This is a genomic window from Nocardia sp. NPDC003963 (assembly GCF_053605105.1).
The window spans coordinates 837,495-858,376 of record NZ_JBSGIP010000001.1 but is presented as its reverse complement, the minus strand read 5'-3'; the positions used below and the strand labels follow the sequence as shown (position 1 = coordinate 858,376).

Sequence of the window (20,882 nt, the reverse complement as noted above, 5' to 3'; positions counted from 1 at the left end):
CTGACCGAGGTCCCGGCCGACGAGGCGTACCTGGCCGGGTTCCGGGAGCGGTTGGGGCTGCCCGGGATGATCGATGTGCACACCCACTTCATGCCGCACCGGGTGCTACGCAAGGTCTGGGCGTACTTCGACGATGTCGGCCCGCTCACCGGCCGCCCGTGGCCGATCACCTATCGCGCCGAGGAATCGGTGCGACTGGACACTCTGCGCCGCTTCGGTATCCGCGCCTTCACCGCCCTGGTATACCCGCACCGCCCGGATATGGCGGCCTGGCTGAACGAGTGGACCGCGAAATTCGCCGCGGAGGTCCCGGAATGCCTGTCCACCGCCACCTTCTACCCGGAACCCAGCGCGGCCGGGTATGTCGCCGCCGCCGTCGACGCGGGCGCCCAGGTGTTCAAATCCCATATCCAGGTCGGCGCCTACGACCCGCGCGACCCCCTGCTGGATCCGGTCTGGGGCACGCTCGAGGACGCGGGCGTGCCCACGGTGATCCACTGCGGTTCCGGCCCGGCGCCCGGCGCTTTCACCGGACCCGGGCCGGTCGCCGACGTACTGCGGCGCTTTCCACGACTCCCGCTGATCGTCGCGCATATGGGTATGCCCGAGTACCAGGATTTCCTGGACCTGGCGGATCGATATGCCGGGGTGTATCTGGACACCACGATGGCGTTCACCGATTTCGCCGAGGCCGATATCCCGTTCCCGGTGGCCGACCGGCAACGATTGATCGACCACGGCGACCGGATCATGTTCGGTAGCGATTTCCCGAATATCCCCTACCCGTACCGGCATGCCGTCCAGGCCCTCGAACGGCTCGAACTGGGCGAGGACTGGTTGCGCCGGGTCTGCTACCGCAATGCCGCCGACCGGTTCGGCCTGGACTGACGGGGTTCCCGTCCCGGCCGAACCGGTGCCTCGGCGGCGGCGCCGGGATCCGGCGTCAAGTCGTTCTCTCCGTCGCGATCATCGCCGTCGCCATCGGTTCGCCCGGCGCCTCGACCCCGGCCCAGCGCGCCAGCGCCGTACGGCATTCGGCGATCTCGCCGGGCCCGGGCGCGCAGTCGGTGGCCCAGGCGACCCGGCCGTCGGGCCGTAGCACCAGCGCTTTCGCCGTGGTCTCCACCGTCCGCGCCCGCACTACGGAGATCCGGCTCGGCAGATCGGTGAGCGCGGCGGACCATGCCTCGTCGGCGCTGAGATCCAGCAGTAGTGTGCGGGAGTCCCGAATCAGCTCGGCCAGACGTACCGTGCCGTCGCCGGTGCGCAGCGTGAGATCCGGTGCGCTGTAGCCGATGAGCGGGTGCGGATCGGTGACGCCCATATCGAGACGCACATCCGTCCCCGCGATCAATCCGGCTACCCGCGCGACCGCGGTCTCGTCCGCGAGCAACTCGCCGAACACCGTGCGCAGCGCGGTGACATCTCCGCCCGGCGCGAGCAGGGCCGATTGCGCGCGGGCGGCGAGTTCGGCCCGGACCGCCGCCTGCCGGCGTTCCCGGTCGTAGCTGTCGAGCAGACCGGCCGGCGCCCAGCCGTCGATCTCCGCCGCCAGCTTCCAGCCGAGGTCCACCGCGTCCGGCAACCCCGCGTTCAGCCCCGGCCCGCCACCACCGGTGTAGACGTGCGCCGCGTCGCCGGCCAGGAAAACCGGTCCGTCGCGGAACCGTTCGGCCACCCGGGTGTGCCCGCCGCGCAGCCGGCGCAGCAGATGTGGGCCGGGGCCCTCGGGCGCGGCGAGTGGGATCTCCGCGCCGAGGACCCGGGCGATACTGGCCCGCATCTCCGCCAGCGTCATCGGCTCCGCGACCGCGGGTTCGTCCCATTCGACGGTGGACAGCATCACCGGCCGGCCGGCGAACGGAGCGTAGGTGAATCCGCCGTGTTCGGTACGCAGCGACAGGAACGGCCGGATCGGGCCGAAACCGGGCACCCGCAGTTCACCCGTGCGCGGATCCACCCAGTCGGCGGGGATCGAGGCGTGGACCGTGCGGGCGGTCGTGCGGTCGTATCCGATACCGGGGAAGCCGATTCCGCGCTGTTTGCGCACCACGCTGTGGGCGCCGTCCGCGCCGACCAGATAACGCGTGTGCAAGCGCACCGCGCCGTCCACGCCCGAGAGTTCCACCGCGACCCCGTCGCCGTCGTCCTCGACGGCGACGACGGCCGCACCGCGGCGGATCTCGATACCGAGTTCGGCAGCGTATCCGGTCAGTGCGGTGACCAGTTCCCGCTGCGGGATCGGCAGTGTGTAGACCGGTCCGTCGTCGAGCAGGCTCAGATTCAGGGCCAGCCCGCCGAACATGAAGTAGCGGTCGTTGGGGCGGGGTGGTCCCGGTGTCCCGCTGAGCCGCTCGTACAGACCGCGCCGATCCATCAGCGGCACCACCTGACCTACCAGGCCGTTGGCCCGGGGTTCGGTATCGGCTTCGGCGTTCCGCTCGAGCAGGAGCGGCCGGATACCGGCGCGGCCCAGTTCGCAGGCCAGCAGCAGACCCACCGGGCCCGCCCCGGCGATGATCACGTCGTAGCGCATCTCAACTCCCGGTATCCGGTACGGGCAGCCCGGCGGCCACCTGGCTCAGGGCGGCGCGCAGTGCGGCCGCGATCGATTCGGGCGGGCGGGTACTGCGGGAGTGTTCGGTGGCCACCGCACAGGCCGAACCCACTACCGCGGCGACCAGTTTCGGATACATATCCCGCGCGGGGTCGGCGCCGATCCGCGCCGCGACGGCAGCGGCCAGGTCCCGTTGCGCGAGCGCGTCGGCCTCCAGTACGGCACCGCGCACCGCGGGCTGGGCGAGAATCTCCCCGACCCCCTCGGCCCAGCGGGTATCACCCGCCGTGCCCGCCTGCGCGGCTCCCACGCCCAGTTCGAAACCGTGCAGGACAGCGGCAGTGATCGCCGGCCAGAGCGGTTCGTCCACCGGACGGGTGCCGAGCAGCCGGCCGATCTCGTTCATCCGGTCCAGGTGCCGGGAGGCCACGGCTTCGGCCTTGCTGCCGAAGTAGTTGCGGAAAGTGCGGTCGGAGACACCGACGGCCGCCGCGACGTCCTCGACGGTGACCGCGTCCCAGCCCTTTTCGATCGAGAGCCGGATGGTGGCGAGACTCAGCGCGAGCCGGGTCTCGCGTTTCTTGCGTTCCCGTAGCCCGGGTTCGGCATCGTTCATACGAACCACGGTACCGATAATTTCCAAAAACGAAAGATTTCCCTGTCGGAAACTTTTTCAGCTGTCGAAGGCGTTCAGCAGTTTCTCGGCCGCCAGTGCCGCGGTCAGCGTCCCGTCCCGGACCTCACGCTCCACCTCACCGCGTAACGCTTTCACCTTCGGATTGTCGGCGAGGCGACGTAACAACTGGTCGTGCACCATGGTCCAGGTCCAGTCGACCTGCTGCCGTCGGCGCTTCTCGGCGAACTCCCCGGCATCGGTGAGCACCCGGCGATGGTCCAGGACGGTCTGCCAGAACTTCTCCAGACCCACACCCTCCAGCCCGCTCATGGTCAGCACCGGCGGACGCCACAGCGCGTCGTGCGGATGGATCAGCCGCAGCGCCCCGGTGAGTTCCCGCGCCGCCGATTTCGCCTCGATCTCGTGTTTACCGTCGGCCTTGTTCACCGCGACGAGATCGGCCAGCTCCAGCACACCCTTCTTGATGCCCTGCAACTGATCACCGGTCCGCGCCAGCGTGAGGAAACAGAACACGTCGACCATATTCGCCACGGTCACCTCGGACTGCCCCACACCGACCGTCTCCACCAGGATCACGTCGTAACCGGCCGCCTCGAGCAGGACGATGGTCTCGCGGGTCGCCTTGGCCACCCCGCCCAGCGTGCCCGCCGTCGGCGACGGGCGGATGAAAGCCCTCTCCTCCACCGACAGCCGGGCCATCCGGGTCTTGTCGCCGAGGATCGAACCGCCGGTCCGGGTGGACGACGGATCGACCGCGAGCACCGCGACCCGGTGACCCGCCCCGATCAGCTGCATACCCAGGGCATCGATGAAGGTCGATTTCCCCACCCCGGGCACACCGGTGATCCCCACCCGATTCGACAGTGCCGCACCGGCTTCCGGAGTCAGCCGGAGCAGCAGTTGCTGGGCCTGGTCCCGGTGATCGGACCGGGTGGACTCCACCAGGGTGATCGCCCGCGCCAGGGCGGCCCGCTCACCGGAGCGGACCGCCTGCGCGAGGGCTTCCACGTCGACTACACGTGCGCTCATCCCTGGGCTTCGGCCTCGGATTCGGTAGCACCGGAGCCGAGTTCGTGCCCGAGTGCGGCACCGAGCTTGCGCAGCAGATCGATCGCCGCGTCCGCGATGACGGTGCCCGGCGGGAAGATCGCCGCCGCACCCGCCTCGTACAGCTCGTCGAAGTCACCGGGCGGGATGACCCCGCCGACGATGACCATGATGTCGGGCCGGCCGACATCGGCCAGTGCCTGCCGCAGGGCGGGCACCAGCGTGAGGTGACCGGCGGCCAGCGAGGACACACCGACGACGTGCACGTCGTTGTCCGCCGCCTGGCGGGCCACCTCTTCGGGGGTCTGGAACAGCGGGCCCACATCCACGTCGAACCCGAGATCGGCGAAGGCCGTGGCGATCACCTTCTGGCCGCGGTCGTGACCGTCCTGGCCCATCTTCGCGACCAGGATGCGGGGACGCCGCCCTTCGGCCTCGGCGAACTCCTCCACCAGATCCCCGGCGGTGGTGATGTTGGTGACCTTGCCGGCCTCGTCGCGGTACACACCGGACAGGGTACGGATCTCGGCCTGATGGCGGCCGTAGACCTTCTCCAGCGCGTCCGAGATCTCCCCGACCGTGGCCTTCGCGCGGGCCGCGTCGATGGCCAGCGCCAGCAGGTTGTTCTCCATCCCGCCCGCGGACGAGGCGGCGGCCCGGCTGAGTTCACCCAGCGCCCGCTCCACCGCGTCCTGGTCGCGGCCGGCCCGCAGCTGCTGCAGTTTCTCGATCTGCTCGGCCCGGACCCGGGAGTTCTCGACCTTGAGGACCTCGACCTCGTGGTCCTCGGCGACCTGGTACTTGTTGACGCCGATCACCGGCTGCTGGCCGGTATCGATCCGCGCCTGGGTCCGGGCCGCGGCCTCCTCGATACGCAGCTTCGGAATACCTTCGCCGATGGCCTGGGCCATCCCCCCGTGGGCCTCGACCTCGGCGATATGCGCCCGGGCCCGTTCGGCGAGCTGATGGGTCAGCCATTCCACGTAGTACGAACCACCCCACGGGTCGATCGGCCGCGTGGTGTTGGATTCCTGCTGGATCAGCAGCTGGGTGTTCCGCGCGATCCGGGCCGAGAAATCGGTCGGCAGCGCGAGCGCCTCGTCGAGGGCGTTGGTGTGCAGCGACTGGGTGTGCCCCTGGGTCGCCGCCATCGCCTCGATACAGGTGCGCGCCACATTGTTGTAGGCGTCCTGCGCGGTCAGCGACCAGCCCGAGGTCTGCGAATGGGTCCGCAGGGATAACGATTTCGGGTTCTTCGGATCGAATTTCGCGACCAGTTCGCTCCACAGCAGCCGACCCGCACGGAGTTTGGCGACCTCCATGAAGAAGTTCATCCCGATCGCCCAGAAGAACGACAGCCGCGGCGCGAACTCATCGATCTCCATCCCGGCGTCGATTCCGGCCCGCAGGTACTCCACCCCGTCGGCGAGGGTGTAGGCGAGTTCGAGATCGGCGGTCGCTCCGGCTTCCTGGATGTGGTAGCCGGAGATCGAGATGGAGTTGAACTTCGGCATCTTCGCGCTGGTGTAGGCGAAGATATCGGAGATGATCCGCATCGAGGGCTTCGGCGGATAAATGTAGGTGTTACGGACCATGAACTCTTTCAGAATATCGTTCTGAATGGTTCCGGCCAGCTGTTCGGGAGCCACACCCTGCTCCTCGGCGGCCACCACGTACAGCGCCAGGATCGGCAGCACCGCACCGTTCATGGTCATCGATACGCTTACCTGATCCAGCGGGATCTGGTCGAAGAGCTGGCGCATGTCCAGGATGGAATCGATGGCGACACCGGCCATCCCGACATCGCCCTGGACCCGGGGGTGATCGGAGTCGTAGCCGCGGTGGGTCGCGAGGTCGAAGGCCACCGACAGGCCCTTCTGCCCGGCCTGCAGATTGCGCCGGTAGAAGGCATTGGAATCCGCGGCCGTGGAGAAGCCCGCGTACTGGCGGATGGTCCACGGCTGGTTCACATACATGGTCGGGTACGGCCCACGCACGAACGGCGCGACACCGGGGACACTGTCGAGGGGGAAACCCGCTTGGGCGACGGCGTCACGATCGGACCGGGTGAACACCGGCGGGACATCGATCCCCTCCGGCGTCGACCACACCAGCTGTTCGGGCGTGTAACCGTTCGCCTCCGCCGCGTGCCGCACATAGGCGTCCCGGGCGCTCCCGTCGGCCTGGTCCGGGGTGAAACCCGGCTCGGTGAGCGGAACCTCGGCGAAACTGCCGACCTCCTGCTCGATTCGCTGTGTAGTCATCAGGCTCCCACCTTCTCCAGCAGGCCGGTCAGGGCGGCGACCGCGTCGATCCGGGCCGCCAGGAACCCGTCCGGACGCCGGGCCTCCTCGATACCGGTCAGCACCTTCTCCGGCCCGGCCAGCAGTACGGTCTCGACTCCGGCTCCCCGCAGCTGTTCCACCGCCGCGGCCGCGTCGGTGCCGTAGCGTGCGTCGGTACCGCAGAGCACCGCGATCGACGCCCCGGATTCCTTTGCCGCCGTGGCGATATCGTTCTCGGCGAGCGGGCCCGGATCGATGGATTCGATCCCGCCGGATGCCAGCAGGTTGGCGATGAAGGTGACTCGCACATTATGTTCGGCGACCGTACCCAGCGGCACCAGCAGCGCCTTCGGGCGTGTGCCGTGCGCGGCGAGGTAGGCGTCCGAGCGGTCCCGCAGCGCGTCGAACGGCGCGCCGTAGCGCGGGCCCGGTCCCGCCGCCCGCGCGGCTTCCGACAACGGCGCCTCGGCGAGATTCGGGAATTCGTTCACCCCGGTCACCGCGGTCCGGCGATGCGCGATATCGCCTTCCCGCCGGGCATTCGTCTCCCCGATCCGGGTGGCCAGCAGGCCGGAGTCCAGGGCCGCGCGGTAGCCGCCGGCCGCCTCCAGCTCCTGCATGAAACCCCATGCGGCGGTGGCGAGTTCGTCGGTGTACCGCTCGACGTACCAGGAACCCGCGCCGGGGTCCTGGACATGCCCGAGATGGGATTCCTCGAGCAGCAGCAACTGGGTGTTGCGCGCCATCCGCTCCGAGAACGAGGCCGAGACCCCGAGTTCGCCCGCGGGCAGCGCGGAATCGAACGGCAGGACGGTGACGGTATCGGCGCCGCCGACGCCGGCCCCGAAGGCGGCCAGCGTGGTACGCAGCAGGTTCACCCAGGGGTCACGCCGGCTCATCATGGCCGCCGAGGTCACCGCGTGCTGCGGGGCCGCGCCCTCCGACGGCGCGCCCAGCGCGTGGGCGACTCGGGCCCACAACCGCCGGGCAGCCCGGAACTTCACGAGCGTGGCGAACTGATCGTCGGTGGCGGCGAACCGGAACTCCAGCTGCCGCAGCGCCTCGGCCACCGGCATCTCGCCGGACAGCACGCGCAGGTATTCGAGTCCGGCGGCGACGGCCGCGCCCAGCTCCTGGGCGTCGGAGGCGCCGGCATCGTGGAAGACGGTGCCGTCCACGGTGATCGCCCGCACCGTCTCCGGTCGCTGCCCGGCCGCGACGGCCAGGTCCGTGGTCTCGGCGAGGCCGAGATCGTCGACGCCGGCGAAGGCACTCGTGAGGGGTGCCGCACCGAGAGCGACCCGGATGGCGGCGCGATCGGGGGCCGCATAGCCGTCGATCACCGCGTACACGGCAGCGGCCGCCGCGGCCGCCGCGGTCCCGGCGCGCAGGCTCAGCGGGGCCAGCTCGAACAGCAGACCGTCGAGCGCGGCGGCGATGTCACCCACCGGCACGCCGTGGGCCCCCACCCCGAGTTCGACGGCGCTCAGGCCGTTCTCCAGGCCGACGGTGATCTCCCGGTTGGCGGTCGCGGCATCGGCGGCACCGATGCGGGCGCTGACGAACCAGCCGCGGTGGACATCGCGGCCGGCGTCGGCGCCCCGGACGAACGGGTAGGCACCGGGCAGCGGCGGCTCGGGCAGTTCGTCCCGGCGTGTGTACAGCGGCGCGATACTCAGTCCGTCGTAGGTGGACTGGTTCAGTAGCTTTTCGGGTTCCGCACCGAGTTCGGCCGCGTCGACCTTGCGGGTCTTGGCCAGCACTCCCGCCACACCCTTGCGCCAGGCGGGATATTCGGGCACCGCGGACGAGGACGGATCAGCTCCGGCCGCGGGCTCTGCAGCAATCGGCATACCCTGTTCCCTCATTGTCGTTCCAGTACGAGCGCACCACAGGTGAGCGCGGGTACCTTGGCATCCGCCCAGCTCAGCGAATACTTTGGTTAACGAGCATTCAGCCCGCCCCTCCGATGCTAGCGGGATGCCCGTACGGCATCGTCCGGGGCCACCACTACCAGCGAGTAACCTGCGGGTCGCCGACGGCACAAGCCCTGCTCACCGCGCTCGGCCGGGCGGACGGTCCATCCACCGGGTGCGCAGTCCGGCCACGAGGTGCGCGGAGGGTTCCCGCGACAACTCGCCCGGCCCGGGCATCGGCACCCCCCGGGGCGGCCCGGCGCCCTACCGGTAGCCTCGGCCGGTGCCCCGTATGCTCCGCGACCGGCGGCTGGTCCTCCTACTGTGCGCCGCCGCGCTCGTCTGCGCGGCAGCCTTGCTGACCCCACTGCCGAGCCCCGCGCAGATCCAGGGGTGGGCCGGCGAGGCCGGACCCTATTTCCCCGCCCTGTTCTTCGTCGCGCATGCCGTGATCACCATTGCCCCGGTGCCCCGCACCGTGTTCACTGTGGCGTCGGGTCTGCTGTTCGGCCCCGCGGTCGGGCTCGCTGTCGCCGTCGGCGCCACAGTACTCAGCGCGGCCACCGCTTTCCTCCTGGTGCGCGCCCACGGACGCGACCGGGTCGGCGCGTATCTCGATCATCCGACCGTGCGGACGGTGGACGAGCGCCTGCATCGCCGGGGCTGGCTCGCCGTCGGCGCGCTCCGGCTCATCGCCTTCGCGCCGTTCTCGGTGGTGAACTATTCGTGCGCCCTCTCCTCGATCCGGTTCTGGCCGTATCTGGGCGCGACGGTGATCGGCATCCTGCCCGGCACCGCGGCCACCGTCATCCTGGCCGACGCGCTGACCGGAGGCACCCATCCGGTGATGGTCGCGGTCTCGATCGCCTGTATCGCCGTCGGTCTGCTGGGCCTGGTGATCGACCAACGATGGAAACCGGCCGTCGAGAATCCGGTCACCGTCCTCGACTGATCCCGCGCCGACCGACCCCGCGCCGGTGTGCAACGCCACGCCAAAAATCGTTGCTGACCGATAGCCAGCGCTGTCCTGGTTACCATTCAGGTGACCGACCCCCGCGCATACACGCCGTTTCCCTGTTCGATCGGGAACGCCATCGGATAGCTGAAGGGTTCTTGCCCATGCGGATAGCCGTTCGGACGTTGGGTACCTGCTGGGCAGCACTGGCGGTCGTCGCCCTCACCGCGGGCCCCGGAACCACCCAGCCACCGGACACGATCGCGCGACCACCGGCCGGGACCACCGAGTTCGCGGCGCGCGATCTGGGCCTCGGCGAGCAGATCGTGCTCCGCGGCGACGACGACCAGGTGGATCTGACGATTCCGGTACCGCCCGGTATGTCTCCCGTCCAGCTCACCGCCGCCGTGGATCTCCCGGCCGATCTCGCACGCGGGACAATCGATGTGGAATCGGGTGACCGGTTCATCGGCCATGCCGATCTGCCCGCCGGCGCCGACGGCCGCGTCCCGGTCACCCTGCCGTTGGACGGAGCCGAGATCCGAGATCAGGCGGCCGGTGTCACCCTGCACGTGAACCTGTACCCGGAGGTGGGACGCTGCCCGGACGACTGGTTCGAGCACGGCGCGGTCCTGCGCGAGGTGCGGATCGACTACGCCGGTACACCGCAGGCGCCCGCGGTCATCGCGGATTTCCTGCCGCCGATCCTGCAGGAACTGCGGATCTACGTCCCGGAGAAGCCGTCGGCACTGGAGGCCGACGCCGCGTTGTCGTTGTCCACCGCGATCGTGGCCTACTACGGCAGCCAGCCGGTCCGGGTGAGCCTGCGGAAGCTGCCCGCCGACGGGACTGTCACCGAACCGGATACCGATTTCACCCGGTCCGTCGCCATCCGGGCGGGCGGCGGCGCGGCCGCGACACTCAGCCCCACGGCCGGGCCACCGGCACTGCTGATCACCGGGGAGGATGCCGCCCTGCTCGATCAGATCCGGCTGATCACCAGCCGGGTATCGGAATTCGCCGTGGCCGGCCGGGCCGTCGCGGGGTCCTTCGATCAGCCGCCGGTCCTGGCGGCCGGCACCACCACCCTCGGACAGCTCGGCGCCGGTACGCTCAGCGCCAGTTCCCATGCCCAGGTGAGTGTCCCGTTCACCCTCGACCAGGCCCGGCTCGGCCGGCCCTCCGGCAATATCCGCGTGAAACTCCAGGGCAACTACACGCCACTGCCACCGAGTCAGGCCGGTCTGCTCACCGTGACCGCGGACAATCGGGAACTCACCAGCTGGGCGGCCGATCCGACCGGACAGATCGACCGCTGGATCGATATCCCCGACGATGTGCTGCGGCGCAGCACCACCGTGAACGTCACCCTCCGTACGACCGGCGACACCGGCCGCTGCGGCACCGACCAGCCGCTCACTTTGACCATCCTGCCGAGCAGCGAGGTCACCGGCGAATCCACGCCGGGCGGGCCGCCGCAAGGTTTCCAGGCGCTGCCCCAGAGTCTGCTCCCGGTTTTCGATATCGCCACCACCACCGGTGGTTTCGACGATCTGGACCGGGCGGTGGCGGTGGTGGCCGGTCTGCAATCGCTCACCACGACCCGGTTGGACCCACACTGGACGCCGGTAGCCGACGCGGTCGGCAGCACCCGGCCCACCGTACTCATCGCGGCCGACGGTGAACTGCCCGCCGGAATCTCACCGCCGCTGAACAAGACCGACGACACCCGTATCGCCCTGACCGACCGGACCGGGACCGTCACTCAGCTGCAGCTCTCACCCGGGCTGCGCTTCGCCTCGTTGCAGAGCTACTACGACGACGGGCGGCAGCTACTCGTCGCCACCAGCAATGCCGGCCCGGGCGAACTGAACCGCACCCTCGACCGGCTCGCCACCGAACCCGGCGGCTGGTCCTCGCTGTCCGGAGATGTCCTGTTCACGGCGGCCGGACGGGAACCGGTCGACTATTCGCTGACGGCCGCCGAATCACCGACCGGCACCACGGCACCGATATCGCCGGCCATGCGGAACCTGCTCATCGCGGCCGGGGTGCTGGTGGCCGTCGGGCTGGTGGTGGCACTGTGGTTCGCCGCCCGCGGCCTCCGCCCCACGAACCGACGCTGACCCGTGATGCTGTGCGGCACCGCGGACCCCGTCGCCCGCGTCACGGTCCGCTGGGCGGTGTTGATCGTGCTCACCGGGCTGGCGTTCCGGCGCACTCTGATCGACGTCTGGGTCGGTGCGGGCGAGGGTACCTCGATCGGCTATGTATTCCTGCTCCCGCTCCTGGGCGGAGCACTGATGCTGGGCGTCCGGCGCCGCGACAAACCGGTACTGCCGATCCACGACCGGGAGACCGATGTCATCGTCGGCCTCCTCGGCCTGGTGGTGGCGCTGTTCGTACAGCGGCTGCTACTCCCCCGCTACGCCCCCTTCTACGAGCTGTTCCACTTCGATGTACTCGCCCTGACGCTGTTCGTCCTGTCGGGGTCCATCCTGCTCTTCGGGATGCGGGCCACCATGCGTTACTGGGAAGTCTGGGTGCTGTTCCTGGTGGTCAACCCGATCACCTACCGGCTCACCGCGGTCGCGCTCGGCGGCGGGCAGCTCGCCTACGCGTTCGTGATGATCGCGGCGTCGGCGGTCACCCTGGCCTACGGATTCCACATCGGTTTCCGGCGGGTCACCGCGGTCGCCGCACTGACTGTGGTCGTGGATACGGCGGTACTGGCCCTGATCGGCCACTGGTACCCGAATCTGCGGATCTCCCTCGTCACGACCGGGGTGGTCGCGTTGTCGGCACTGGTGGTCTGCGGCTGTGCGCTGCTCCGGCGGGAACCACTGCTGCCGTCCGGCACCGCACCCCGGATCGGCGGCGGACCGGACGCGCCCGGCTATGTACTGGCCCTGCTCGCGGTGGCCGCACTGCTCGTCGCGTTCGCGCCCATGCCGGCCATGACGAGTGACAAGGTGGTCGCCGGACCGCCGTATCAGGGTATGACCGGACTCGTGGTACCGCCGGGCTGGCGGGAGACCGGATTGCAGACCATGGACTGGCCGCAACACTATTTCCACACCGAATCGACATTTTTGCGCCAGACCCTCCGCACCATCGAACCCGACCCCGCCTGGGACACCCTGGGACGGAACCGGACCGCGCAGATCGATCTGCTCACCGTGCGCTACGGCGCCGCGCTGGATGTCTCACCCACGCTGGTCACCTACGACCTGCGCTATGCCAGGGTCAGCAATCCACCGCGATCGGTCGAGTTGGGGCGCGGTCTGACCGGCACCATGTACTCGATCGTCGACGAGCGCATCCACCTCACCTGGAACTACCTCACCTTCACCTGGCGCCGGGATTCCGCCCATATCCAGCGGGTCACGGTGATGACCGTGGACAACCACGAGCCCGACGCGTACTTCCTGCCTCCGCAGCCCTCGGTGGCGGGGACAGCCTCGGCGATGGTCGCGCTGCTGGCCCGGGGCGTTTCCGCGGTGACCGACAGCGCTCCGGTTTTCAAGGACGCCGATCTGCTCGAAACCCTGGGCCGGCAACTCGTGGAGGTGCAGCCGTGGTGAACGACGATCCGGCCGGCCGGGCGGATCCGGTGGCCGTGGCACTGCACGATGCGGTGCACGGCCTGCGGGAGCGCCGGCCCGAGGTGTCCGCGGCGACGGTGGTGGTGCCCTGGCAGCGCTGGGTGCTGATCGGCCTGCTGGTCGCGCTGGTGCTCGGAGCGGTATTCGCCCGGCTGCAGACCCTGATCGCCATCACCGTGGTGTGTACGGGCGCCTATGTCTGGACACTGGTCGATCGCCTGATCCTGTTCTTCCGCGGCCTCGACGGCCGCAGCATCGTCTCGGTCGGCGACGCCGACGCGCTGGCCGCCCCCGACCACACCCTGCCGACCTATACGATCCTGGTCCCTGCCTTCCACGAGCCCGAGGTGATCGGCACGGTGATCGCGAATCTGGCGGCCTTCCGGTACCCACCGGACAAGATGCAGATCCTGCTGCTGCTCGAAGCCGACGACGAGGCCACCATCACCGCCGCCCGGGCCGCCGACGCTCCGGAATCGCTGCGCATCATCGAGGTACCGCCCGCCGAACCCCGCACCAAACCCAAAGCGTGCAACTTCGGCCTGCACTTCGCCACCGGCGATATCGTCACCATCTACGACGCCGAGGACCGGCCCGATCCGCTCCAGTTGCGGCGTGCCGCGGTCGCTTTCGACCGGCTGCCCGCCGAGACCGCCTGCGTCCAGGCCCGGCTGGCGTTCCACAACGGTGGCCAGAATCTGCTCACCGCCTGGTTCACCGCCGATTACGCGCTGTGGTTCGGTTTCGTCCTGCCCGGGCTGATGCGCGGGAACGCACCCATCCCGCTGGGCGGTACCTCCAACCATCTGCGCCGCGAGGTACTCGACGAGATCGGTGCCTGGGACCCGTTCAATGTCACCGAGGACGCGGATCTGGGTGTACGCATCGCCGAGAGCGGCTATCGCACCGCGGTACTGGATTCGGTCACCTGGGAGGAGGCCAACAGCGACCCGGTCAATTGGATCCGGCAGCGTTCCCGCTGGTACAAGGGCTACCTGCAGACCTGGCTGGTCCATATGCGCCGCCCCGTCCGGTTGTGGCGGATGCTGGGCCCCACCGGTTTCGCGCGGTTCACGACGCTGCTGGCCGGAACTCCGCTCATCGCCTGCCTGAACATGGTGTTCTGGTTGATCACCCTGGCCTGGCTGCTCGGCCAGCCGCACGCGGTCCAGGAACAGTTCCCGGCCTATGTCTATTTCCCCGCGCTCTTCTGTCTCGTCTTCGGCAATACCGCGGTGATGTACATGAATCTGGTCGCGTGCCGGGAGAGCCGGCTGACCGTGCTGCTGCTCGCGGCACTCACGACTCCGCTGTACTGGCTGCTGATGAGTGTGGCCGCGATCAAGGGCACGTATCAGCTGATCAGCAAACCTTCCTACTGGGAGAAGACCTTCCACGGCCTGCCCGGTACGGAGAGCGCGGAACCGACGGGCGCGCCGCGATGAAGACCACCCGGTGGTTGTTCGCGCTCGCCACGCTCGGCTACCTCGCGGCCGGGTTGTACCTGGCGATCGAACCCCACTACATCCTCGGCGATTCGCTGAGCCGGGTCTCGGCGGCGCGCAGCGTACTGTTCAGCCGCGACCCGCATCTCGCGGCGATCGGGTTCATCTTCACCCCGCTGGCCACGGTCGTCCAGCTACCCGCGGTAGCGCTGAGCCAGTGGTGGCCCGAACTCACCTCCTGGAATATCACCGGCGTCCTCATGTCGGCGCCGTTCATGGCCGGCGCGGTGATCCAGATCCGCGGTATCTGCATCGATCGCGGCGCACCGACCTGGCTGGTCTGGGTGCTCACCGCCGTTTTCGCCCTCAACCCGATGGTGGTGTTCTATGCCGCCAACGGGATGAGCGAGGCCCCGTTCCTGTTCCTGCTGTGCTGGACGACCCGGCGGCTGATCCGCTGGCTGCACACCGACGACGTCCACGATCTGTGCATCGCCGGAGTAGCGCTCGCGCTGGCGTACCTGACCCGCTACGACGCCCTGCCCGCGGCCGCGGGGGTCACCGTGTTCGTGGCTGTCGTGACCTGGCTGCGCGCGCGGGAGCCGCGCCGCGACCGCGTCACCGATACCGCGATGGACGCCCTGCTGGTGGCCGCGCCCACCGGGGTCGCCTTCGTGGTGTGGACGGTAACCAGCTGGCTGATCACCGGTGAGCCCTTCCAGCAGTTCACCTCGAACTACGGCAACACCAGCATCATCGAACAGAGCAGCGGCGGCGGCACCACCACCATCGGACCCGTTTACGGACTGGTGTTCTCGATCAGCGAGATCATGGTGCTCGGACCGGTGCTACCGGTGCTGATCCCGGTCTGCCTGGTGCTGTCGTGGCGCCGACGCGACCCCGAAGTGCTGGCCGCGGGTATCGTTTTCGGTGCGGTCCTGGTGTTCGCCACCCGTAACTACATGACCGGGACCACGTTCCCGTTCCTGCGTTTCTACATCAGCGCGATCCCGCTCATGGTCGTCCTGGCCTGTCAGCTCGTCCCGGCCCGCGGCCCGGTACCCGCGCGCCGGCCCGGACGGCATCAGCGGCCGCGGGGCACCGTACCGGGTGCCCGCCGCGCACCGGCGGTATTCGCGGCGGTAGGGGTCCTGGCGACCCCGGTGGTGACCGGTGCGCTGATGATGTCACCGACACTGTCGGTGCAGCAGTACGCACTACAGGAGATCATCTTTCCCGATCCCGCCGATACCGCCGCGGTCCGCTCCGAACAGCGGCGCATCATCGCCTCGTTCCACACCGAACGTGAGCTGGCCGGATACCTCGATGATCTGAACCTGCCGGATTCCTCGGTACTGATGGATACCGTGTACGGCTTCGCCGTGTACACGGCCACCGACCGGCCGCACACCTACATCATTCCGTCGGATCAGGATTTCATCACCGTACTCAACGACCCCGCCGCGCACGGGGTCCAGTACATCCTGGCGGTCCCGAACAGTGGCCGCGGTGCCTCCGACGCGATCAATGTGCGCTATCCGACCCTCTACGAGACCGGCGCGGAGATCGCGACGCCGGAACTCGAGATCCCCAACGACGGCGACGATCAGCCGACCTGGCGCCTGTACCGCGTACTGTCGGCGCCCGGTACCGGTCAGGGCTGAATCGACCCTGTCAGAAGGACTGATCGTCCGAATCGCGCACCTCCAGCGGCCAATACGTGAACTCGGGTGGTTCGGCCACCCCGCGGACCGCCGCCGCGCGGTCGGCGTAGTAACCCACGTGGGCGGCATCCGGATTGCGCCGCCCGGCCTCGGCCAGCCAGCTGTGCGCGCACCGCATCACCTCGCCGATCCCGGGTGCGGCCTCCTCGGCGAGCACCAGATCACCGTGCTCCGGCGCCACCAGCACCGCGGCTCCGAGATGCTGCAGACACCGCCCGATCCCGTTGTCGTCGGCCAGATCGCGGTAGGTGGTCAGGGCGCGCTGCCAGCAGCGCAGCGCACCCCGGGGTTCGCCCCGCGCCCAGGCCACCGCCCCGGCGATCTCGTGCACCCGGGCCCATCCGTCGGCGTCCTCGTCGTCGAGCGCGCGCAGCGCCGCCAGCTCGAGCCGGTCCTGGGCGGCGTCCAGCCTGCCCTGATGGATATGCGCCACGGCGAGATCGGTCAGCACCCGGACCTGGTTCGCCAGATCCTCACGCGGTAGCCGCCACCAGGCCGTCCGCAATCGGTCCGCGGCGTCGGCCAGTGCCTCCGGTGTTGTCGCCGAGCGGAGCAGGGCCAGACCGGCCGCGTGCTCCGCGCGGGCGCCGACGCCGGTGGCGCGCCGCCACCACGGCCGCCACCGCCGTCCCTCCGGCCCGAGGGACTCCCCGGCGCGTAACGCGATCGCCCGGTGGTGGCCGCCGAGGATTCCGGGGCCCAGTTCCAGCAGATCCCTTGCCACCGCTCGGGTTTCGGTGCCGTCGGCCGGACCGATCGCGTACCAGATATCGAGGGCGTCGCCGATCCGGACCAGCTGCGCGGCCGTGGACGGTGGCACCGCGGCGGCGATATCACCACGGCAACACTGATGGATCAGCGCCCGCAATCGCGGCTCCTCCACGACGAACCAGCGCCGGGCCCGCGGCCCGAAGGGCACCGTGCCGGAGCCGATGGCCCAACTGGTCGCCCGGTCCGCACTGTGGTACAAGAGCGCGAACAGGGCCGCCTGCCATACCGCGCCACCGATCACCGCATCGCGGCCGGGTGAATCCGGAAACCGCGCGAGCCGGTAGCGCTGGGGTTCGTGGCACTCCAGCACACCCGCCGATACCAACCGGGTGAGCAGCCCGGTCGCGGTCCAGCGCTCGCCCAGGGCGGGCTGCTGGTCACCGTCGGGCGGATCGCCGATCTCGGGGGGCAGCGCCAGTTCCATCCCGGCCGCGGTCAGGATCGCGTGTACGGTCGCCGCGTCGTATTCGGTGACCGGCAGTTCGCGCAGCGCGGCCGCGACCGGATTCTCGTCGAGTCCGGGGTCGCGCTCCGGTGGATCCGGCAGCGGGCGTGGGCTCGACGGCCCGGTCAGCGGCGGTCCGTCCAGATCGGCGAGCAGGGTCCGGCGCCGCAGCAGCCGACGCCGGTCCCGCCGTTCGGCGGTCATCCGGTACCCGGTGTAGAACAGCGCCAGCACCACGATCAGCACTGCCAGCCAGCGCAAACCGGAGGCCAGCAGTTGCACTTCCGCGCTGTCGCCGAAGGAGTTCATCACCAGATTGCGGCCCAACTCCAGCAGCAGGGCCGACGCGAGCACCGACAGGCCGCTGAGCACCCCGGACACGACCGGGGCCCGCGGCAGCGGTTCCCTCATCGCAGCACCCCACCGGTCAGGCCCGGCACGATCCAGCGCCGCCAGGTCGCCAGGACCAGCGCCACCGGTAGCAGGGCCGCGATGAGCGCACCGGCGGCCAGCTGCGCGGCGTTCTCACCGAACTGCCGCGCCTCACCCCACAGCAGCAGCGACCACGGCGACGCGCCCGCACCACTGATCAGCAATCCGACGATGAAATCGTTCCACACCTGAACGAATTCGAGCACCGCCACCGCCGCCAGCGCGGGCCCCGCCGAGCCGAGCAACCGCCGGCTGATGGTGCCCGGAGCGGCCAGGCCGCGCAGCGCGTCGGCGGCCGGGCTACCCGGTGGTGCGGCCACGGCGCCCCGCAGGATCAATACCGCGATGGGAAGTCCGGCGGCGGCGTGCACGAGAACGAGCGGTACCCGGGTCCCGGACAGACCGTGATCGTCGATGAAGATATCCAGCGGGCCGAGATACGCCTGCACCGGCAGCACCGCGAGCACCACCAGGGCGGTGACGATCGTGCGCGTCACCCATCCGGCGGGCGCCACCGCCAGCCGGTAGGCCAGCGGCGCGGCAGTCGCCACCACGATGATCGTGGCCAGTACCGCCACCCAGAACGTGGCCTCGACCGAATGCAGCAGCCACCGGTCGCGCCAGACATCGGTGAACGCGGCCGCCGACCAGCCGTCGGGTCCGCGCAGGGCCACCACCGCGAGTACCAGCAGCGGGATCACCGCCGCCACCGAGACCACGCCGATCACCGCACCCCGGGCCCATCCGGCGAGCGAACCACCGGCCGGTGCGCCGGGCCCGGGGTCACCGGGATGTCCGGTGGCCGGGAAACCGGTGCGCCGATCCCGGATATCGGTCTGCAGTGCCAAGGCCACCACGCCGAGCAGCGCGGCCAGTGGCAACGCGTACGCGGCGGCATCGCCCGCGGTCGCCGGGTCGGTGGCCAGCCGCCACCACGAAACGGTGGCGCTGTCCACCTGGTACTGGACCGATCCGGGTACTCCGATGAGCACCACATCGAAAACCCGGGCCGCCGCCACACCCACCACGAGGCCGGCCACCAGGACTATCGGCCGCTGCAGCGTGAACAGCCGCCACACCAGCGTGATCCCGGGCTTCTCCCGGAGCAGGGTCCAGCGCACCGGATCGCGTTCCAGCGCCCGGATACCCGCGCGGAACACACCGATCAGGAAACCGAGCCAGGTCCACAGGAAAGCCGAGCCGAGCATCACCACGAACCAGGCCCGGTATCCGGGGAACCCGTCGAAGCCCAACCGGGCGCCCGAGTACTGGAAGATCAGCCGGAACGCGACCCCGGAAACGATCGCCGAGATACCGAACGGCACGATCAGCGGCAGCAGCAGCCCCCGACTGCGCCGAGTCCACCAGGCCAGCAGCATCGCCGCCACCAGTAGCGCCGCAGCGAACGCCATCCAGTACAGGCTGCGCGCATACGATTCGTCCGACCAGTACAGCGCGGCGAGAGCGACCGTCCCGACCGCCGCCGGGACCGCCCACAGTCGCCGATGTGCGCCCCGGCGGGCCGCCTCCAGCGCGATCACGAACGCCACGGCCGCCACCACACACCCGACCACCGGCCACAGCCGGGTCCGTACCGCGAGGACGACCGTACCGGCGGTGGGCACCAGCAGCAGGGTCAGCAACAACACTGCGGGCAGGCACGCGACCAGCGTGATGCCCCGCTGGGGTGGACGGCCGGATACCAGTGGTCCGCGCATCGGGCCGACGGGTAGCTCCACGCGCAGGCCGTGCGCTTCGAATTCCGTTGGTGCCGTGGTCATCTCCATCCTCTTTCGAAGCGGCTCAGGGTCGTGACAGCTGTTCCGGTCGCGCCCGCGACATCGCCGCCCCGGTCGCCCACGGTGATCAGGAATTCGGTGAGTACCCGCCACAGGCCGTCCCGGCCGCCGACCGCGCCGATCCGGTCGGACAGATCGAAATCCGGCCAGTCCCCCAGCGCGGCGGCCGTCGGTGCCGCCCACCGGGAGTAGCGGGCCCGGGTGCCGAGATTGGGACCGAGGAAGCCACCGACCTCTTCGATCCACGGCACGGGTACCTGTTCGGCCGCGAGCCCCGCGACCACCGCCTCGGCCCGGGCACCCGCCGCGCGGGTCAGCACCATGACATCGCCGCCGACGATGCGCGGGCCCACCGCACCGGGCCCGGTGCCCGGGAACGGCACCACCGCCGCGGCGTCCGCGGAACGGCCCGACCGCGTCAGCGCATCGCGCACCACCGGTTCGGCGAAATCCGGTGCCGCGACCGCCAGCGCCCGGCGATGACCGAATACATCGCGGATCGAATCGGCGAACTGACTGGTCAACGCCGTACCGACACCACCGGGCAGGCCATCGCGGATCCCCCACAGACCGCCCAGTCGCCGGAAGGTGTCGTGGACCGCCGCGACATCCCACTCACGGGGCCCGGTACCCAGCGCCCGATACACCGCGGGCGATTCGGCCAGCAGCAGGTTCTCGAACAGATCCGTCAGCACCCAACCGTCGGCGGCGCCGAGCGCGAGCAGCCGCCGGTCCGCCCCCGCGGCCTCGCGGACACCGGCGAGCCAATCGTCCACTGTCCAGGTGGCCGGATCGCTCAGTCCGGATCCGGCGAAGGCGTCCCGGTCGTACCAGATCAGCGATTTACCACTGGCCTTGAAGGGCACGCCGTACAGGCGACCGCGATCGTGACACAGTTCCCGCCACTGTTCGGCATACCGTGGCCCGTCCGGACCGGACCAGAGTTCGCCGGGCACCTCTCGCAGCCGCCCGGCCGCGACCAGATCCCGGAGTTGCCCGGCCTGCGGCAGCATGACGATATCGGGAGCCGATCGCCCGAGGGCGGTGAGCGCGGTCCCGATCTCGTCGCCCAGGGGTACCACTTCGACCGGGTCCGGTAATGCCGCGGCCTCCAGCACCGACCGGAAGGCCGTCAGTTCGAGACCGCTCCAGGCGACCGCGATACGCACCACATCGCGGTCGCCGAGTAGTACATCGGGTGAACAGGCCGCGAGCAGCGGCGCGAGCGCCGCCGCCCGGAGTACGGCACGACGTGTCCTCACGA

Annotated in this window: 14 protein-coding genes; 6 read left to right on the top strand and 8 right to left on the bottom strand. The window is 69.8% G+C overall.

Annotation, left to right across the window (positions count from 1 at the left end; translation table 11 throughout):
• The first annotated feature begins 66 nt into the window (after positions 1-66).
• Positions 67-888, top strand: coding sequence for an amidohydrolase family protein (locus tag ACWEWT_RS03965; RefSeq protein ID WP_452557660.1), 822 nt, complete (start codon positions 67-69; stop codon positions 886-888).
• Between the two features lie 55 nt (positions 889-943).
• On the opposite strand, the gene ACWEWT_RS03960 is transcribed toward ACWEWT_RS03965, so the two are convergent.
• From ACWEWT_RS03960 to ACWEWT_RS03940, 5 genes are read right to left on the bottom strand one after another with little or no spacing between them, the layout of a single operon-like run.
• Positions 944-2,536: an FAD-dependent monooxygenase gene (locus tag ACWEWT_RS03960; RefSeq protein WP_452555898.1), complete on the bottom strand. Its 1,593-nt coding sequence runs from the start codon at positions 2,534-2,536 to the stop codon at positions 944-946.
• A gap of 1 nt (position 2,537) precedes the next feature.
• Positions 2,538-3,173, bottom strand: coding sequence for an acyl-CoA-like ligand-binding transcription factor (locus tag ACWEWT_RS03955; protein ID WP_452555896.1), 636 nt, complete (start codon positions 3,171-3,173; stop codon positions 2,538-2,540).
• A 57-nt stretch (positions 3,174-3,230) separates the two neighbouring features.
• Positions 3,231-4,223 (bottom strand): methylmalonyl Co-A mutase-associated GTPase MeaB, encoded by a 993-nt coding sequence (gene meaB, locus ACWEWT_RS03950; RefSeq protein WP_452555894.1) that lies wholly within the window; start codon positions 4,221-4,223, stop codon positions 3,231-3,233.
• The gene (scpA, locus tag ACWEWT_RS03945; RefSeq protein ID WP_452555892.1) at positions 4,220-6,505 is read right to left on the bottom strand and encodes a methylmalonyl-CoA mutase; all 2,286 of its coding nucleotides are present in this window, start codon (positions 6,503-6,505) and stop codon (positions 4,220-4,222) included. The genes meaB and scpA overlap by 4 nt, the downstream gene beginning before the upstream one ends.
• Positions 6,505-8,379 carry a methylmalonyl-CoA mutase family protein gene (locus ACWEWT_RS03940; RefSeq protein ID WP_452555890.1) on the bottom strand — a complete coding sequence of 625 codons (1,875 nt, stop codon included), beginning with the start codon at positions 8,377-8,379 and terminating at the stop codon, positions 6,505-6,507. The genes scpA and ACWEWT_RS03940 overlap by 1 nt, the downstream gene beginning before the upstream one ends.
• A 355-nt stretch (positions 8,380-8,734) precedes the next feature.
• Between ACWEWT_RS03940 and ACWEWT_RS03935 the strand changes: the two genes are divergently transcribed.
• The 5 genes from ACWEWT_RS03935 (at position 8,735) to ACWEWT_RS03915 (ending at position 16,111) form a co-directional block, all read left to right on the top strand.
• Complete coding sequence (locus ACWEWT_RS03935) at positions 8,735-9,394, top strand: TVP38/TMEM64 family protein (RefSeq protein WP_452557659.1); 660 nt, start codon at positions 8,735-8,737, stop codon at positions 9,392-9,394.
• Positions 9,395-9,561: 167 nt separating this feature from the next.
• A complete protein-coding gene (locus ACWEWT_RS03930; protein WP_452555888.1) occupies positions 9,562-11,523 on the top strand; it encodes a hypothetical protein in 1,962 nt (653 codons plus the stop codon).
• A gap of 6 nt (positions 11,524-11,529) precedes the next feature.
• Positions 11,530-12,981: a hypothetical protein gene (locus ACWEWT_RS03925; RefSeq protein WP_452555886.1), complete on the top strand. Its 1,452-nt coding sequence runs from the start codon at positions 11,530-11,532 to the stop codon at positions 12,979-12,981.
• A complete protein-coding gene (locus ACWEWT_RS03920) occupies positions 12,975-14,447 on the top strand; it encodes a glycosyltransferase (RefSeq protein ID WP_452555884.1) in 1,473 nt (490 codons plus the stop codon). The genes ACWEWT_RS03925 and ACWEWT_RS03920 overlap by 7 nt, the downstream gene beginning before the upstream one ends.
• Complete coding sequence (locus tag ACWEWT_RS03915; protein WP_452555882.1) at positions 14,444-16,111, top strand: ArnT family glycosyltransferase; 1,668 nt, start codon at positions 14,444-14,446, stop codon at positions 16,109-16,111. Before ACWEWT_RS03920 ends, ACWEWT_RS03915 begins: the two co-directional genes overlap by 4 nt.
• Before the next feature lie 10 nt (positions 16,112-16,121).
• Here the strand turns inward: ACWEWT_RS03915 and ACWEWT_RS03910 are convergent, their stop codons facing one another.
• From ACWEWT_RS03910 to ACWEWT_RS03900, 3 genes are read right to left on the bottom strand one after another with little or no spacing between them, the layout of a single operon-like run.
• Positions 16,122-17,798, bottom strand: a complete 1,677-nt coding sequence (locus ACWEWT_RS03910; protein ID WP_452555881.1) for a hypothetical protein — start codon at positions 17,796-17,798, stop codon at positions 16,122-16,124.
• On the bottom strand, positions 17,795-19,600 hold the full coding sequence (locus ACWEWT_RS03905) for a hypothetical protein (protein WP_452555879.1): 1,806 nt from the start codon (positions 19,598-19,600) through the stop codon (positions 17,795-17,797). Before ACWEWT_RS03905 ends, ACWEWT_RS03910 begins: the two co-directional genes overlap by 4 nt.
• The gene (locus ACWEWT_RS03900; RefSeq protein ID WP_452555877.1) at positions 19,597-20,880 is read right to left on the bottom strand and encodes an extracellular solute-binding protein; all 1,284 of its coding nucleotides are present in this window, start codon (positions 20,878-20,880) and stop codon (positions 19,597-19,599) included. The genes ACWEWT_RS03905 and ACWEWT_RS03900 overlap by 4 nt, the downstream gene beginning before the upstream one ends.
• Positions 20,881-20,882: the final 2 nt, after the last annotated feature.